Below are 17020 nucleotides of genomic sequence, written 5' to 3'. Positions count from 1 at the left end.
GGAAGCCGAGGAAGGGGAAATATCCGATGAAGGTACTCGTTGTTTCGCGGGGAAACGGTTTTGGACATGCAAAGCGCGATCTGCTCGTTGCGCAGCGGCTCATACAGTTTAATCATGAAGTCATTATCGCATCTTATTCGTCCGGACTTCAATATTTGCAGAGGGTATATTCAGGTCAATTGATCGATCTGGAGCTGCCTTCTGCTGGCAGCAGTGCTGAGCGAACCTTGAAGTTGCTGGACTTGATACGTTGCACACAACCCGATGGTATCGTGGTGGATGAAGAGCTGCTGGTTCTACCACTTGCCAAAAGTATGGGCATTCCCACCTGCTTTATCACGAATTGGCTGGAGGATGAACCTGAGACCCTGGGTTATCTGCAGATGGCGGACCAGATTGCGATCGTGGATCAGCAGGATCACTGGATGTTCCCGACATCGGACTCGATTTGGGAGAAGCTGAACTTTGTAGGCCCGGTGGTTGAAGTGCCTGAACGGACAGCGGCCAGGAAGAAAAAGATTGTCATCACGTCAGGCTCAGCGACGATTGTGGACGTTCCTTTTTTCAGAAAGGCAATAGCGGACTTAAAGGGGCAAACGGATTATATCAAGCTGGTGTACAGCGGTACATTGACCAAATCACTGCAGCGGCTCGGGGATGAAACGACACAGTTTATTGCCGACCCGGGTTCTTTTATGGACGAAGTGAGAGACAGCTGCCTGGTGGTGTGCAGGGGGGGGCATACGACGTTGTGGGAACTAGCTTCGTTGGGTATACCGGCTATTGCTGTTCCCCGGCGAGAAGAAGTGAACCGCAGCAATATTGTTTATGCACGTCAGATGGGAGAGAGAGGATACATCCGGTGGCTGGAGGAATCAGAGATGGATCAGGGGCTGATTGCTAAATATGCCAGTGAGATTTTGCGTGGTCAGACAGCGCTTCAAACGTATGCTTACGATGGTACAGCACTGGATCGTCTGACATCTTGCATTCTTGAAAGCTTTTTCCTGACGCTCACGGAGGAATCATTATGAGCGTGACGGTCATCATCCCGGTATACGGCAAACCTGATGTGCTGAACCTGACCTTGCAGGCGCTTGCTGAGCAGCATTATTCCGGCTTCTCTGTTTACCTCGTTGATCAGGGAGGATCGATAGCTTTTGAACCGTTTAAAGATGCCTTTGAACATAAGCTGCGACTTCATTACCTTGATACACCTGCACATACAACGGTATCAGACAAACGGAACAGAGCGATCCGCCAGTCCACTGAGGAGGTTGTTATTTTTCTCGATGCCGATACGATTGTGTGCGCTGATTTTGTGGGTGAGCATATAGCGATGCAGGGTGCTGGACATGATGTGGTCATTGGTTATATTTACGGGAAGAAGGGCATAAATCGGGAAGAGCTGAACTACGAGGGGGAGCTGGAGCTTGAAGCATTTATGAGATGGTTTGAACATGAATCCGGGCGCAGTGCAGATGAACGGGAGAAATATTACGGGCCAGTGCAGGATCAGTTAATGCAACTGCAGTGGCCTTGGGCCGTATTCTGGTCTGGCAACATCTCTGTTTCCCGAACCGCATTGCAGCGTGCAGGTGGATTCGATCACAGATTCAAAGGGTGGGGAATTGAGGATATCGAGGTGGGATACAGACTTGTTCAATCGGGCTACACACTCACGTTGAGCCGAGCAGCTTGGGCTGTGCATGTGCCGCATGAGGTGGATGAGGCAAAGCGGAGGCGTGAGCAGACGGTTAATGCAAGAAGGTTTTTACGAAAATATCCTACCATGGAGATTGAATTATTCCTGCTCAAACTGCTTGATTGGAGGAAGGACTCAGCCAAAGTCTCAGCTACAACCACATCCATAGCCGATAGCCTCTCGCATAGAGAGCAAACGAGCCTCGTGATGCAGACTGTTGTGCAGAGGGTCACTTCAAGCTATGACACTCACTTGTTATTGGTAGGTTATGAAGCCAGGCTGTTTGCCTTATCCCAGGTGAGTACTCTTATTGACCCTAGAGAGATAAGCGAAGACCTGATGAATATTGATGAAAAAAAGGTCTTCAGGCTTGCGGGAAGCTGCATGCCGTTTGAAGCATTAACTTTCGACGGGTGTATTATTACAACCGTTTGGACGATGTACAGGCCCGAGATGATATTCCATCTGCTGGTGGAAGCGCTGAGAACCTCGCGTGTATGCTATTGCCTGAGTCCAAGAACAGAAATTCTGCCTTTGCTTGCCGCAATTACTTCTTTGAAAAAACAGGGCAAGGCCATCGAATACAGCATCGTGGATATCGTGGATCCAAACATGAAACTTGTCACATGCACAGATCATGGAATCGTTCAAGTTCAGGAAGGAGGTATGTTAGATGATTCGGGGCGTCACCGTCATCATTCCTACATATAATCACTCGGATTTGCTGGAGCGAACACTTGTATGTCTGAAACATCAGGAGGCTGATACCTCTTTATTTGAGGTCATTGTGTGTGATGACGGTTCCAGTGATGATACAAAAGAGGTCGCATGTTCCTTCGAAGCTGATCTGGATCTACGATACTGTTATCAGAAGGACTTGGGGTTTCGGGCAGGAACAGCACGTAATATGGGACTGCGTCTGGCTAAATATGAAATATGTGTGTATCTGGATACGGGTGTACTGGTTGGCTCGGACCTTATTGTTAATATCATTCATTTTCATCAATGTTACGAAAATACGATTGGACTCGGCACGGTTCATGGCATGAATCAAAAGGATCACCAGCATCCACTCGCTAAATACTTGCAATCCATTGCTTCCTCCGAACATCCCGAGGCATGCTTGCGGAATCCAATGCTGAAGGCCTATCCTGATTCCAGACAAACACAGTTTGATTTTTACGAAAATGATCTGGATCGCTGCTTAGCTCCATGGTCGATGTTCTGGACAAGTATGGTTTCTGTAGAAACGCATTTACTGAGGCAGGTCGGCGGATTTGATGAGTCTTTCCACGGCTGGGGACATGAGGATCTGGAACTGGGTTACCGGCTATGGAAGGCTGGCTTGCATTTTCGGGCAGACCCCTCGCTCAGAGCATTGCATTTGCCGCACGAGCAGTTTAATCCAGTACAGATGACAAGTCGAAAGAATCATCTGCACTTTGTGAAGCTGCATCAGGAGCTTCCGGTGGAGTTATCCTATGTGAATCAAAACTTCATATATGAGATGCTGCTCGGACAGTTTAATGCCGCGGATGAATATCTGCCGCAAGATTACGATAATCTTGACCCGGCTCTGCTTGGGTCGCATAACGAAGGCAGAAGACTGGCAGTGGGGTATATGACCCCGGCCTTTGTAAGCAGATTCAACATTACGGATGCATTTGCATGTAATCAGCGTACCGCCGAGATGATTTGTACACAGAGACCCGATGTCCGTACTGCCTTTAAAGCAGGGTTTGTCAATTTTTGTGAGGAGCATACGTATCATACGGCAATCATTACAGATGTCTGGAAAGTCATTCCGATTACACTACTGATCGTGCTTCTGGATGAGATGCTGCGGATTGCCAAGCGAGTCTATCTGCTGGATACAGCGGGTCTTCAGCTCGAAAATCTGCCCATTGTCGGGGAACAGCTGCCGACAGGATTCTACGCGGAATCAATTGCAAGCGGTGGCAGCACAGAAGTCTATGGCATAAACAGGCGTGCTCAGCAGCTGGATGCCGAAGTGAACAACCTGTGAACGGGACAGGTTGTTTTTTGTTTTTATTTTCACTACAATCGAGTAGAAACAGCGAACGTTACACTTCGATCACGAATCGAAGGAGAATGAGGATGACAACAAACTCTATTGAAAGTGATAAACAATTATCAGTGGAACAACGTGATGAATTATTAAACACCTTAAAGGCACGTTTTGAGAAAAACAAGGATCGTCATCCAGACATGGAATGGGTTAACGTAGAAGCAAGGCTCGAAGCCAACCCGGACAAGCTGTGGTCACTCCACGAGATGGAGAAGACGGGCGGTGAACCCGATCTGGTTGAACTGTACAGTGAGAAGGGTGAATATATATTTGTGGATTGTTCCACCGAGAGTCCGAAGGGACGTCGCAGTGTTTGTTATGATCAGGCGGCGCTGGATGCACGAAAGGAAAACAAGCCAAAGCACAGTGCTGTTCAGATGTGTATCGAGATGGGCATCGAGCTTTTAAGTGAGTCCCAGTATCGGGAGCTGCAGCAGCTGGGCAACTTTGATATGAAAACATCCAGTTGGGTGCTGACACCGGACAAAATCAGGCAGCGGGGCGGAGCTATTTTTTGCGACCTCCGTTACGATACCGTGTTTATGTACCATAATGGTGCAGAATCCTACTACGCAGGAAGAGGTTTTCGAGGTCTGTTAAGAGTATAACGATTTAATGAGAAAACCAGAGCGTGTCTAAAAATGCTAGGTGATTATATAGTTAGTTCCTATAGAGAAGAGGGAGCGATTCGGCATAAGTCGAGTCACTCCCTTTTTTTGAGTTGAACCGGGTTAAGGCCGAACATCTTCTTCGCCGGGCTTCTCAATCTGCACCATGACTCGAACCAGATATTCCTCTGCATGCTGCAGGACAATCTCATCCTGCATGTACTCCTCGTATGCATCTCCCTTAATGACGTACTTTTTCTGTTCGATATAATCAAAGATTTGCGGATAGATTTTCTCGGTATCCGCATAATCTGCTCTGGCATAGGACACCAGATAGTATCCCTCCGGCATATAGGCCTGTTTGTGATGTTTTGTCGTCATGAAGCTGTACATATGGGAGATCTTGTCGCCATCCTTTTTCAGCAAATCCTCTTTGGGAATGATGACGCCCCCTGGATATCCAAGCGGTGCATGCTCCTTGTTCAGGCGTGCCCGGAAGTCCTCCCACAGTTCTTCAGGGAATTCCTGTTTGGAGGAATAGATGCGGCAGCTCAGCAGCAATGGTGCTTTGGCTTGCCATATGACATGCATTTGGCTGGTGTCCAGATGCATGGAGTGTTCTATATTTTTAGCACGTCGTATAATCATTTGTTCGGCCTGAGTCAACTTGGCCATCTGCAATCGCAACACCTCCTCCTGCTTGCGCAGCAGTTCGAGGGTGTTTTCCGGGGAACGCCGTCCGAGATGCTCTTGAATTTCCTCAAGGGACATGCCCAGCTCTTTGAAAATATGAATAACTCCGATCGTCTCAAGCTGGCTGCGGCTGTAATAGCGATAACCGTTATCTGCAACATAGGCGGGCTTGAACAGACCGATACGGTCGTAATATATAAGCGTTTTGCGCGTAACCTCGGATAGCTTGGAAAAAGCACTAATGGACAACATATCGTTCGGATGCATAGGTACCTCCAGGTCGAAAGAAGTGGATTGACTGTATAGTTGCTATACAGTTTATAATACAGCTGTTCTGACCGCCGATCTACCGCTAGATCGAAAGCAGTGCGTTTATTTTAGATAAGGAGAATGCTTATGGTAAGGAAATTATTGGGAAGTATACGCGAGTATACAAAAGATACATGGTTAACTCCGCTGTTTCTGCTCGGTGAAGTGGCTATGGAAGTGGTTATTCCGCTCTTTATGGCTGAATTGATTGATCAGGGGATTACGGGTGGGCAGATGAATCAGGTGGTGAAGTACGGCTTGATTCTGGTGCTGTTTGCTTTGGTATCACTTGTTTTCGGAGTGCTTGCGGGTAAACACTCCGCTATCGCCATGGCGGGGTTTGGTAAAAACTTGCGCTATGACCTGTTCCGTCATGTACAGCAGTTGTCTTACTCCAATATGGACAAATTTTCAACCTCTGGCATCGTGACGAGGCTAACTACGGATATCACCCATGTGCAGAATGCCTTTCTGATGATTATACGGATTGCCTTTCGCAGTCCGGTGATGATGATCTTTGCTACGATCATGACGTATCGCATCAGCCCGACAATTGCCATGTGGTTTGTGATTGTTATTCCCGTACTGGCAATTGGCATGGGACTGATTATGAAGTATTCTTTTCCTATTTTTGAGCGGGCCTTTGGCAGCTATGATGATCTGAACAAAGTCGTTCAGGAAAATGTGCGCGGCATTCGCGTTGTGAAATCCTACGTTCGCGAGGAACGCGAGATATCCAAGTTTCAGGCTGTATCCGAGAAGATATTCGCACAGATGGTGAAGGCAGAGCGCATTCTGTCGTATGAACTCCCATTGATGCAAATTGTGTTATATGCCGTTATGTTAATCATCTCATGGATCGGAGCCAAGCTGGTCGTAAGCGGGAGCATGACTACCGGGGAGCTTACCAGTGTATTTGCATATTCCATGCAAATATTGATGAGCCTGATGACGCTCGGTTTTGTCATTATTATGATGGCAATTGCCCGGGCCTCTGCTGGACGGATCAACGATCTGTTGAGCGAGCAGCCCGATATTATCAGCCCGGAATCACCGATTACACAGCTGCACAGTGGAGAAGTACAATTCCGCAATGTATCTTTCCGGTACTCTGACAAAGCGGAGAAGTATGCATTATCTGGCATCAATCTGCACATACGCTCAGGACAGACTGTTGGCATTATCGGTGCTTCCGGCAGTGCCAAATCGACAATGGTGCAATTGATTCCGCGACTGTATGACGTCAGTGACGGCGAGGTATTGGTTAGTGGAACCAATGTGAAGCATTTCGATCTGAAGGTGCTCCGAGATCAGGTGGCGATGGTGCTGCAAAAAAATGTGTTGTTTGAAGGCACGATCAAAGAGAACCTGCGTTGGGGGAATGAAGCAGCCACTGACGAGGAATTGGTCCGGGCGTGTAAGGCGGCACAGGCACATGAATTCATTTCGGCTTTTCCGGACGGTTACGACACCCATCTTGCACAAGGGGGAACCAACGTTTCCGGTGGACAGAAACAAAGGCTTTGTATTGCCAGAGCATTACTCAAAAAACCGAAGATTCTGATATTGGACGACTCTACAAGTGCTGTGGATACACGTACAGATGCATTAATCCGAGGTGTTTTTAAGGAAAGCATACCTGATACAACCAAAATTATTATTGCACAGCGCATTGCATCGGTCGAAGATGCCGATCAGATTATCGTGCTGCACGAAGGCAGGATGGCCGATATCGGAACCCATCAGGAGCTTCTCCGCAGAAGCGAAATCTATCAAGAGGCTTACCATACCCAGACGAAAGGCGGTGAAGAGCAGGATGGACAACATTAATTATGGCCTGACGATCAAACGTCTGCTGTCTTATTTCAAATATTATAAATTTCGAACAGCTCTTGTACTGATACTCGTGCTTGTAACTTCTGCCGTCTCTGTCGCTTCAGCAGCTTTTCTGCGATTGCTTATAGATGATTATATTGTACCGCTGCTGGGCGATCAGCATCCGGTATTTGATGCCTTGTTCCAGGCTTTAATCATTTTGGCTGTGATCTATGCTGCGGGAGTGATCAGCACATTTATCTCAAAGCGACTGATGATTACGATCTCGCAGCAGATCATGAAGAAGATTCGTGACCGCTTGTTCGAACACATGCAGAAGCTTCCGATCAAATATTTTGACCGTAAGGCCCATGGTGATATTATGAGTCACTATACCAATGATGTGGATACGTTGAATATGATGCTGACAGACGGGCTTCCTCAATTGTTGTCCACAGCCGTTACGGTAATCGTGGTGCTGGGAACGATGCTGTATCTGGATGTTCCACTGACCATTGTTGTCGTGCTGGGCGCGCTTGTCATGCTCTGGGTTACGAAGAAGGTGGGCACGAAGGCAACGGACCACTTCTTTAGGCAGCAGGAATCCATCGGTGTGGTGGACGGATATATTGAGGAGATTATTCATGGGCAAAAGGTGGTGCAAGTGTTCAGCCGCGAGCAGCATGCCACGGCGCAGTTCGCACGTCTGAACGATGAGTTGTTTAACAATTCGGCAACCGCGAACAAGTTCTCCAATATACTGATGCCGATTAATGCCAATCTGGCGACCTTGATCTATGTACTTGTTGCAATTGCAGGCGGGGCTATGGCGATATCAGGCTGGAATGCGGGTTTGACGCTGGGAAGCATAGCCGCTTTTCTGAGTCTGTCGCGTAATTTTACGATGCCGATTGCCGAAATTTCCTCTCAGGTGAGCATGTTTGTCGTTGCGCTTGCTGGAGCACAGCGCATATTTAATCTGATGGATGAACAGCCTGAAACAGATGAAGGGCGTGTGACCTTGGAGAGGAAAGCAGATCAGACAGGATGGGTCTGGAAACTGGAGGATGGCTCTACGGTAACGTTAAGAGGCAAAGTGGAATTCAGAGGCGTGGGCTTTACGTATGACGGGAAAAAGCAGGTGCTTCAGGATATTACGTTATACGCGCTACCTGGACAGAAGCTCGCCTTTGTCGGTGCGACCGGGGCAGGCAAAACAACGATAGCCAATCTGCTCAACCGCTTCTACGATATTACAGAAGGCGAGATTATATATGACGGCATCCATATTCGTCGTATGCGAAAAGCAGACCTGCGTCGTTCCTTGGGAATAGTGCTGCAAGATACCCATTTGTTCTCGGGTACAGTAGCTGACAATATTCGTTACGGGAGGCTGGAGGCCAGTGACGAGGAGGTAATCCAGGCTGCCAGATTGTCCTATGCATCAAGTTTCATCGAACGATTGCCAGATGGATATAACACCTGGCTTGATGGTAGCGGTAATGGATTATCCCAGGGACAGAGCCAGTTGCTCGCAATTGCAAGAGCGGCGATTGCGAACCCGCCTGTCATGATTCTGGATGAAGCGACTTCCTCCATTGATACGCGTACAGAAGCGCTGGTCCAGAAGGGAATGGATAATCTGATGCATGGTCGAACTGTTTTTGTTATCGCTCACCGCTTGTCAACAGTACGTAATTCCGATGCCATTATGGTCATGGAACATGGCCACATCAAGGAACGTGGTGACCACAATCAGCTGCTAGCGGCGAAAGGTACGTATTATCAGTTGTATACTGGAGCTTTTGAGTGGGATTAACGTTTAACGTAGTATATAAGCATTAAAGAGTACAATAAAAAGCAGCCAAGATCAAAAAGGAGGTGTCCCAAAAGGCCTATAAATGGCTTTTGGGACACTCCTAAATCTTGTTCACTGGTGGAGCAATTGTAGAACGGATTGAGGGCTTTGATTCGATTGTGTGAGCATGGCTTGTGCAGCCTGCAATAAGATATTTGATTTCGTATACTCTAACATTTCTTTGGCCATGTCTGCATCTCTAATTCGAGATTCTGCATTACTCAAATTCTCTGTAGCATTACTTGTATTGTTTAATGCATGTTCCATTCGATTTTGGATTGCACCGTATATTCCACGAATACTGGAAATTTTGGAGATGGCTTTGTCTACCCGAGATAATGCTTGTTCTTGAATAGATGGTGGTAACAAGCCCATCGTTGTAATGCCTAACTCATCAGCCTGCACGTTGAATAAGGGGATATCCATATGTTGCCCTTGATTTGCTCCGGCTTGGACCGTGAGTTTCGGTGTGATATAGTCTATGTCCTTGATCTCGACATTTGTAGTTGTTTCTATGCGTGTAGACACTTCTGTTTCGTTTGTACGTTCAAATACATCCAAATTTAATGAGAAAGGGCCGTATTTGAAAGCAAACGTTAAACTTGATTGAGAAGGGATGTTAACATCCCAATCAAAATTAATTGTGGGTTGTCCCCCTGCGGGATTATGAATTGCAAGTTGGGTTGGTGATAGAGAACCGAGTGAATTATCGAACGTAATACTAGCATTTGCTTCCGTTCCTGTCATCGTATATGTATTCCCGGATGGCGAATTAATGGATGTTACACCATTAGGGATAAGTAGCCCATTTGCATCTGTCATCACTGAATTATCAGGCGGGTTAATTAGGTTACTTAGCTTTAAATTCGTATCCGTTGGATTTCCATTATTTATGATATATTCGATTTGCATCGAATTATCCGGAAGTATAGTCCGGATTCTTTTTATCGATACCTCGCTATTTGGAAACCACATATGATCCCAAGCCGGAACTGTACCGGCATTGCTTCTAGATGTATACTGCACTGGTTGCATCATGCCGTCGACTTCTACATTCTCACTCATCGTGCCATAAACACGACCTAACGTTTTGGGCCCAAACCAAGTTGTATTCGTTCCCGAAGCATGCCAATAGTCTGGTGCTGAATATTGCGGATCGGTTGCAGGTGCTAACGTTTCATATACTGAACGCTCTGTATCTGTTTTAGTTGTTGTATACGTATCTACACTATACTCGTTGTAACCTTGTCTCGAATCCTGCGAGGTTATCGGAGTAATTACATTTGTGTTTGTATGCGTCTGAGTTGTAGATGACGTATTAGAATGGCTGATCAGGTGTCTTGCTTCTGGGGGTGTCCCAGGGGGTGCATAAACTACAGTTTTCTGTATGGTTGGAATTGTAGGCGGCTCAGTAAGGGAAGTGTTTGTACTAGAACTTGAACGATCCGCCAGTATTTCATAATCATCTCTTGCCAACAAGTTTATGGTGTTATAGCTTGTGCCTTGGGAAATGTGGTTTATTTCATTCGTAAGCTCTTTGATTTCACTTTCAATCATCTGACGATCGTTAGTGGTGTATGTATCATTTAGACCCTGAACAACCAGCTCTCTCTGTCTTTGTAAAATAGCTGAAATTTCTTGCAGTCCACCTTCTGCTGTTTGAACAAGAGAAATCCCATCCTGTATGTTTCGATTTGCTTGGTCAAGTCCCCGAATCTGTGCCCTCATTTTTTCGGATATTGCTAGTCCTGCTGCATCATCAGAAGCACTATCAATTCTTTGCCCAGAAGATAGTTTTTGTAGGTGGCTAGAGCTATTACGGGCGTTTTCTTGAATTCTCCTATGTGTACTAGTAGCCGCTAAGTTATGCGAAATAATCATATTTTATACCTCTATCTAAAGTGGAGTATTATAATCAATTTTACCATGGTAGAATAAGGGAAGTCTATTGATTATGTGATGTTTTTGTAAATTTAGTGTGCAAATTGCCTAACTAAAGTGATGTCTCCACTAAGATAATTTGCTCAGAAAGAGGGCCATGCGCTACCGCACAGCCTATTCAGAAGCCACACGTATTAAACTACAGGTTCATTTTGCTTTTTGAAAAAGTATTCAATCACTAATTCAAGCAGAGGTCCGGGCTCCGCTAGCTGCAACTGTGCCTGATCCGTAAATTCCATGCGATAGGGTTGCTTGATGCTGCTGGGAATCCAGTATGGTAGCGGTCTGCCAGTGGAATCGAGACCATTCGGGTCGCCTGTTGCGATGAAATTAGATAGATAATTGCACATCTGGCGTGCCAGGTCATAATGCTTGCCGGTAAAAGGCCGCCAGCATTTGGCAAGTGTTTCAAAGAAAAACCACAAATCAACGGAGTGGAACGTACCCGGTTGATCCCAGCCTGGAATCTCTGCATCAAAGTTATAATAATAGAGAGGTGTTTCTGACGGATGACCGCTGTTCGAACGGATTACAAGCTGGATCGCATGTTCAATCATGCGGATGGAGGCCCGCTGCAAGGCATGATCGATATCGCCCGTATCGGCTTCACATAGCTGCAGGAAAGCAGGAGCATCCTCGCCAAACAGCTCCGCAGCCATCTGCTTCAGTTCCTCCATACTGTTTACCGCAGGCCGTGTCCAGAACTCGGAGGAGGTGTGACCCAGCATCACGGGCACGAGCTCGCGCTTGTGCTGCATGAAACGGGTGAAGGGATCACCTACACAGAACTGATCATCAATGACCGTTCCCCAGAAGCTTCTATACTCCAAAATTTTATCTCGCAGTGTGACGGCATCCAGTTGTCTGGCTTCCTCCAGTGAAGATACTCCAAGGAAACGGAAAAAATCTACCCCTTTCTGCTCGGCATCTTGCAGCGTACTGCGGACAGCAGGTACATGTACCTTTGGATACAGCTCAGTCGCGATACCGCTCATAATGACGGCTCGCTGGAACAAACCTTTGTTCTGAGGCGAGGTCATCTGGCTGAGCACACTGCCGCCACCGGCGGATTGTCCACCAATCGTGATTTGCTCCGGGTCACCGCCAAATGCGGCAATGTTACGCTTCACCCAAGCTGTGCCTGCCTGCTGATCGAGATGACCAAAGTTTGCAGGTGCATGTGGCGACTCGGCAGTAATCTCGGGGTGGCACAGGAAGCCGAACGCATTCAGTCGATAATTGATGGTCACGACCACAATGCCTCTGCGAGCAATGCGCTCACCATCAAACTCCATTTCGGCAGTATGACCTACCTGAAGCCCGCCGCCAAAATACCAGACGAAAACGGGCAGCTTCTCATCCGTCCGTTTGGCAGGGGTCCACACATTCAAATACAGACAATCCTCATCCATTGGCAGGTCAGGGTCAACAGCCCATTCTCGTGTATAGATATTATTGTCATCAATAACGGTTGGAGCCTGCATAGAGGTCGGCGCAAAATCAAAAGCTTGCAGCACGCCGTCCCAATCCTCTGCCGGCTGCGGTGCGCGCCAGCGGTTCTGCCCCACCGGGGGCGCAGCAAAAGGGATACCTTTGAAGCTTGTAATTCGGGGGTCTGCAGCGGGCAGTCCTTGAACTTGACCATTTTCTACCGTAACTGTTCGAAGCACACAACATTCTCCTCTCTGAATTGAACATTTATATTCAAGCCGATTCAAGATGTATGGTTGCGCTTACAATTATGTTGGGTATTGAACCCTCTATCTCTATCATAAGCAACTTGAAGTGTTGTTTCCAGCATCGAAATTAAACCAAGACACCCCCATAATGATATATAATGACTGGTATCAAGAGTGGAGGTGTTCGGGTGTGGACTCGTTATGGCGAGACGGAAGCAGGGCAAGCCAGATTTATTTTATTAGCGGTGGTCACAAACCGATCAATCTCCACCAGTGGGGACCTGGCGTACGTGACATTTACGCACTGCATTATATCATTCAAGGACAGGGCACACTGGAGACCGGAGGTCAACAATTTCGGCTGGGTGCCGGAGAGAGCTTTATCATTTTTCCGCAAAAGGAAATCTATTACTACCCCGACCCGGCGGACCCGTGGGAGTACGTATGGATCGAGTTCAACGGACGAGACGCCTCGCGATTCGTAGATTTGACACAGCTATCGGTTCAGCGCCCTGTACTGCCAGCTGCGCCCGAAACGCTGGAGCCCTGGTTTTATCTAAGCTGGAATGCGGGAGCATCACCAGGCGAAGTATTGAGGGCGGATGCGCGCCTGCAGCTGTTGTTGTCCTATTACATAGAGTATTTCCCTCGCCAAGCGGAAGCAGAGCCCAAGGATTACGTGTGGATGGCGAGGACATACATTGAGCAGAACTATTGGAAGCCAACCTTGACCGTTACGGAGATTGTACAGGCGGTTAACCTGGAGCGAAGTTATCTGTTCCGCAGGTTCAAAGAAGCTACGGGCGAATCAATATCAGCATACCTGACTTCCTATCGTATTCGGCGTGCCTGTGGGCTGTTGAAGTTATCCGGGCTGTCTATTCAATCCATAGCCTATTCGGTGGGATATCATGATCCGCTTTATTTTTCCAGAGTATTCAAAAAGGCAACATCACATACGCCATCCGCATACATGATGCTGCACCAGAAAAAGTGAGACCGTTAGCGAAACAAGGAGCAGTTCCCGGACTCGCGAAAATACCGAATCAGCTTCTCAATCGGCTCACGCCCGCAGTTCAGCTTCACACCAAGACAGTCAATGCAGAGAAATTGCTGGGCTGTGCGTGAGACTAGCTTGAGATAGATGCCGACATCGTCGGATGAGAGCGGAACCTGACAGGTGGTGCACAGGCGGCTTTGTGCCATTTATTTCACCAGCTTGGCCCGTACGACGAGACAATCGTGAGCTGCAACGACCGGTGCATAACGTTCACGGAATACACCCAGTTCCTTGTGCTCCCAGCAGTCATAGAGAGACAGGGAGTAACCTGATGCGTAAGGCAGTCCCATATCCCAGAATTGCAGGGAAAGCTCGCGCTGGCTGTCGCTCAGGTTGAAAAAGCCAATGGCCAGATCTCCGTCCGTAAGCACCTTCACCAGCATAAATACATCATCCGTGTGGAACCATTGCGGCTCTGGTTTGATGCGATAAGCACCGCGTGCCTCCGGGTCCTGATTGATCGCAAGCAGATCGGGGTTAAGCAAAATGTCCTTGGTGACCTGATTGGCCTTGCGCACATCACATCCAATCATGAGCGGTGAATCCATCATGGACCAGAGGGAAAAGTGGGTTTTGTATTCAATATCGTTGCATCCGCCAATGCTGCCGATAAAATCGCTATTGCTTCCACCATACATGCCAACGATCAGCATATCCATGTCGTTGTGGCAGAAGGAGCCGGTATAGCTTTGTTTACCGATCTGTGACAGGGCCAGCTCCTTGACGGAATCCCAGTTGTCACGAATATCCCCGGTGGAACGGTACATATGTGCCCCTGATTCACGAATCCATTCATACACGTTGTCTTCTCCCCAATTGCAGGCAGAGAAGAGAATGTCGCGTCCGCAGTTTTTGAGGGCAAGGCTCATCCGTTTATATAACAGCTCGCCAGAGATATGGCGCGGCTTGAAGCAGTAGTCATATTTTAAATAATCGACACCCCATTCGGCGAACAGCGCTGCATCCTGGAACTCATGCTCGAAGCTTCCCGGGTAACCGGCGCAAGTATGCGTACCGACACAAGAGTACATGCCGAACTTCAGACCCTTGTCGTGAATATAATCTGCAAGCGCCTTCATTCCACTCGGGAATTTGGCGGGGTCAACAACCAGGTTGCCGTCCGCATCCCGCTCCTTCAGGCTCCAGCAATCGTCAATGACAATATACTCGTATCCGGCGTCCCGATAACCTTCCGTCACAAATACATCAGCTACATCCCGAATCAACTGCTCATTAATGTCCCACGTAAACGTATTCCATGAATTCCAGCCCAGCGCAGGGGCAAATCCCATCATTGAAGTTGTATGTGTGCTCATTATATCGCTCGCTTCCTTCCTCGTCCTGTTTTTTTGAAAATAACGAAATATCATTTTTCCATGTTGGGAGTGCAGTTACTAACTATGATGAACTTAACTCATCAAGGGAATTTCAGCCATAGCTTGACGTTGCTTGGACATAGACAAATGTTGTTTAAGTATAGAAGAAGAATGGAAGTAAGCTGGGAATTAAGTGTGCTGTACCAATTGAAATATCAAATTGCCATGTTATAATAAGGGCAGAAAGAGCTTATAATGCAGAAAGAGCCGTGCGCGAACACGACTCTCCATGCAATAGCCGCTTTTAAGGGCGGTGGGCTTTTAAAGCAGAGGTACGAATCATTGGTAGACCGCATCCTTAGCTCGGGGGCGGTCTACTTGTCTTTATTGGACAGCAATGCTGTAATCAGCAAACCAAAGGTCAGCATCAGCATCAAGGATTCAAATACTGTCACAAGGCATCACCTCCCTTCCGGGAGATTAGCCGACCGACCATATAGCCTTTCCATTGCCATGTGATTGTACCATATATTTCCTGGGTTTTGAACAGTTATCGAGCAAGTAGTTTAGTAGGAATCGTCTAAAATGCACGCCTGTAATAAGGTGTGTTTTTTGCTGTTTTACAGGGATATATTCTGAACAAAATCACGAACAGCAAACCTCCTTCTGGCGCAGCTTTTTTTTATCGTTTATACTTGTAAAGCCAATTTACTTGAGGAGTTGTCTAACGAATCATGAATAAAAAAGAAGTCGCGCACATTCGCAAACAATTCAAGCTGGATCATGACCTGCTGAACATTTACGACATCCTGAATGTCTATATTACGAAAGAAACCAATGAAGTTTATCACTGGGAACGCCATCCGTTTGAACTGGTGGATCGGGAGAAGCAAGAGTTATACATGGGTAATTTCAAAAAATTGCTGACAGGCGAGCTGGATCAGAAGCTGTTCGAGCTGAAGTTTCAGGAAGAGGCAGAAGAGCCCGCACAGGTGATGCTTCATCAGGCCCTCGTCACAGGTGACCCGGATGAGTGGCAGGATTTGATGCTGATGCTCGTTGACCGTATGCTGGCCGATGCCAAGTATGAGCGGGATATGGTGGTTACGTTTATCAAAGGGCAGTATTATTTGCCGACAAAGGCCAGAAATGATGAAGCGGAAGAGAGCGAGAAAAACGAGGTGTTTGCGCATCCCTTCATCCTGTGCAGTGTGAACTCGACGGAGAAACAGCGGAAGACGCTGCTCTTCGACTATGTGGAGCGAGAGTTTAAATATAACATCATCGTTGATCCTATTATCAAATTAAGCACGCCTGAACAGGGCTTTCTTTATCCAAGCGTGACCGATAATTACTCCGATGTGAACCGTGTGCTGTATTGCACGGGGAAATCAAACTTCCCGGACCCTCATTTTGTAGAAAATGTACTGAATGGGGAACGTTCCGTAACGGCGCTTGAGGAGCGGGCGATTTTTGAAGATATCGTTAAAGAGATCACGGGTGAGCAGATGGATGCGACCACACTGGCCCATGTGTATGAAGAGATCAACCGGGTGATTGAAGTGAATGAGGAGTCCCATGAGGAAGAGCCGCCGAAGCTGGACTACAAAGACGTGGAACGTCTGCTTACCGCCAGCGGCGTAGAAGATCTGACTACCGAAAAGGTGGAACGTGCCTTTGAAACGATCGTGGACAACAAAAATTATGAGCTGAAGGCAAACAGTGTGATGCCGAAGTACACCTCCAAATCGATCAAGATTGATACGAAGGTGGCAACCATCTCGATCAGTCCGCAGGACCTCAAATATGTGAGACAAGTCAACTATCAGGGAAGACGCTGTATCATGATTGAGGTGGATGAGGACGCGGTTATTGAAGGTTTTACGCTTGCTACTGAGAATCTGTAATTACATGTAAAACATACAAAAAGCCCAAGCCTGTGGTTGG

14 protein-coding genes are annotated in these 17020 nt (G+C 47.4%); 8 read left to right on the top strand and 6 right to left on the bottom strand.

Annotated elements, in window-relative coordinates; genetic code table 11:
• The first annotated feature begins 26 nt into the window (after positions 1-26).
• The 4 genes from ACQSGY_RS19170 to ACQSGY_RS19155 all read left to right on the top strand — a co-directional run bounded on the left by ACQSGY_RS19170 (position 27) and on the right by ACQSGY_RS19155 (position 4402).
• Positions 27-1034 carry a glycosyltransferase gene (locus ACQSGY_RS19170; RefSeq protein WP_427179918.1) on the top strand — a complete coding sequence of 336 codons (1008 nt, stop codon included), beginning with the start codon at positions 27-29 and terminating at the stop codon, positions 1032-1034.
• Complete coding sequence (locus ACQSGY_RS19165) at positions 1031-2416, top strand: glycosyltransferase family 2 protein (RefSeq protein ID WP_427179916.1); 1386 nt, start codon at positions 1031-1033, stop codon at positions 2414-2416. The genes ACQSGY_RS19170 and ACQSGY_RS19165 overlap by 4 nt, the downstream gene beginning before the upstream one ends.
• Positions 2379-3731: a glycosyltransferase gene (locus tag ACQSGY_RS19160; protein WP_427179914.1), complete on the top strand. Its 1353-nt coding sequence runs from the start codon at positions 2379-2381 to the stop codon at positions 3729-3731. Before ACQSGY_RS19165 ends, ACQSGY_RS19160 begins: the two co-directional genes overlap by 38 nt.
• A gap of 92 nt (positions 3732-3823) precedes the next feature.
• Positions 3824-4402, top strand: coding sequence for a DUF4256 domain-containing protein (locus tag ACQSGY_RS19155; RefSeq protein ID WP_427179912.1), 579 nt, complete (start codon positions 3824-3826; stop codon positions 4400-4402).
• Positions 4403-4525: 123 nt separating this feature from the next.
• Here the strand turns inward: ACQSGY_RS19155 and ACQSGY_RS19150 are convergent, their stop codons facing one another.
• On the bottom strand, positions 4526-5362 hold the full coding sequence (locus ACQSGY_RS19150; RefSeq protein ID WP_427179910.1) for a MerR family transcriptional regulator: 837 nt from the start codon (positions 5360-5362) through the stop codon (positions 4526-4528).
• Positions 5363-5491: 129 nt separating this feature from the next.
• Here ACQSGY_RS19150 and ACQSGY_RS19145 point away from each other — a divergent pair, with 129 nt between their 5' ends.
• Positions 5492-7234, top strand: a complete 1743-nt coding sequence (locus ACQSGY_RS19145; RefSeq protein WP_145405484.1) for an ABC transporter ATP-binding protein — start codon at positions 5492-5494, stop codon at positions 7232-7234.
• Positions 7221-9038 carry an ABC transporter ATP-binding protein gene (locus tag ACQSGY_RS19140; RefSeq protein WP_427179907.1) on the top strand — a complete coding sequence of 606 codons (1818 nt, stop codon included), beginning with the start codon at positions 7221-7223 and terminating at the stop codon, positions 9036-9038. The genes ACQSGY_RS19145 and ACQSGY_RS19140 overlap by 14 nt, the downstream gene beginning before the upstream one ends.
• Before the next feature lie 111 nt (positions 9039-9149).
• Here the strand turns inward: ACQSGY_RS19140 and ACQSGY_RS19135 are convergent, their stop codons facing one another.
• Both ACQSGY_RS19135 and ACQSGY_RS19130 read right to left on the bottom strand, forming a co-directional pair.
• Entirely contained in the window at positions 9150-10958 is a 1809-nt protein-coding gene (locus ACQSGY_RS19135) for a flagellin (RefSeq protein ID WP_427179905.1), read from the bottom strand.
• A 194-nt stretch (positions 10959-11152) separates the two neighbouring features.
• Positions 11153-12688, bottom strand: a complete 1536-nt coding sequence (locus tag ACQSGY_RS19130) for a carboxylesterase/lipase family protein (RefSeq protein ID WP_427179904.1) — start codon at positions 12686-12688, stop codon at positions 11153-11155.
• A gap of 199 nt (positions 12689-12887) precedes the next feature.
• On the opposite strand from ACQSGY_RS19130, the gene ACQSGY_RS19125 reads away from it, so the two are divergent.
• Complete coding sequence (locus ACQSGY_RS19125) at positions 12888-13694, top strand: AraC family transcriptional regulator (protein WP_427179902.1); 807 nt, start codon at positions 12888-12890, stop codon at positions 13692-13694.
• A 5-nt stretch (positions 13695-13699) separates the two neighbouring features.
• On the opposite strand, the gene ACQSGY_RS19120 is transcribed toward ACQSGY_RS19125, so the two are convergent.
• The 3 genes from ACQSGY_RS19120 to ACQSGY_RS19110 all read right to left on the bottom strand — a co-directional run bounded on the left by ACQSGY_RS19120 (position 13700) and on the right by ACQSGY_RS19110 (position 15528).
• Entirely contained in the window at positions 13700-13903 is a 204-nt protein-coding gene (locus tag ACQSGY_RS19120) for a hypothetical protein (RefSeq protein WP_427179900.1), read from the bottom strand.
• Positions 13904-15073: a glycoside hydrolase family 27 protein gene (locus ACQSGY_RS19115; protein WP_427179899.1), complete on the bottom strand. Its 1170-nt coding sequence runs from the start codon at positions 15071-15073 to the stop codon at positions 13904-13906. It lies immediately after the preceding gene.
• A gap of 374 nt (positions 15074-15447) precedes the next feature.
• Positions 15448-15528 (bottom strand): putative holin-like toxin, encoded by an 81-nt coding sequence (locus ACQSGY_RS19110; protein WP_353056773.1) that lies wholly within the window; start codon positions 15526-15528, stop codon positions 15448-15450.
• Between the two features lie 279 nt (positions 15529-15807).
• Here ACQSGY_RS19110 and ACQSGY_RS19105 point away from each other — a divergent pair, with 279 nt between their 5' ends.
• Positions 15808-16980 (top strand): DUF4317 domain-containing protein, encoded by a 1173-nt coding sequence (locus ACQSGY_RS19105; RefSeq protein WP_184186390.1) that lies wholly within the window; start codon positions 15808-15810, stop codon positions 16978-16980.
• Positions 16981-17020 lie beyond the last annotated feature (40 nt).

Source organism: Paenibacillus sp. TC-CSREp1, assembly GCF_050171015.1.
In the GTDB taxonomy this organism is placed as follows: Bacteria; Bacillota; Bacilli; order Paenibacillales; family Paenibacillaceae; genus Paenibacillus; species Paenibacillus silvae.
Note: the sequence above shows the minus strand (reverse complement) of the source record. Positions and strands in the feature narration are given on the sequence as shown.

Coding starts and splice junctions, on each gene's coding strand:
- ACQSGY_RS19170 (WP_427179918.1), top strand. CDS start 27: ATGAAGGTACTCGTTGTTTCGCGGGGAAACGGTTTTGGACATGCAAAG.
- ACQSGY_RS19165 (WP_427179916.1), top strand. CDS start 1,031: ATGAGCGTGACGGTCATCATCCCGGTATACGGCAAACCTGATGTGCTG.
- ACQSGY_RS19160 (WP_427179914.1), top strand. CDS start 2,379: ATGATTCGGGGCGTCACCGTCATCATTCCTACATATAATCACTCGGAT.
- ACQSGY_RS19155 (WP_427179912.1), top strand. CDS start 3,824: ATGACAACAAACTCTATTGAAAGTGATAAACAATTATCAGTGGAACAA.
- ACQSGY_RS19150 (WP_427179910.1), bottom strand. CDS start 5,362: ATGCATCCGAACGATATGTTGTCCATTAGTGCTTTTTCCAAGCTATCC.
- ACQSGY_RS19145 (WP_145405484.1), top strand. CDS start 5,492: ATGGTAAGGAAATTATTGGGAAGTATACGCGAGTATACAAAAGATACA.
- ACQSGY_RS19140 (WP_427179907.1), top strand. CDS start 7,221: ATGGACAACATTAATTATGGCCTGACGATCAAACGTCTGCTGTCTTAT.
- ACQSGY_RS19135 (WP_427179905.1), bottom strand. CDS start 10,958: ATGATTATTTCGCATAACTTAGCGGCTACTAGTACACATAGGAGAATT.
- ACQSGY_RS19120 (WP_427179900.1), bottom strand. CDS start 13,903: ATGGCACAAAGCCGCCTGTGCACCACCTGTCAGGTTCCGCTCTCATCC.
- ACQSGY_RS19115 (WP_427179899.1), bottom strand. CDS start 15,073: ATGAGCACACATACAACTTCAATGATGGGATTTGCCCCTGCGCTGGGC.
- ACQSGY_RS19105 (WP_184186390.1), top strand. CDS start 15,808: ATGAATAAAAAAGAAGTCGCGCACATTCGCAAACAATTCAAGCTGGAT.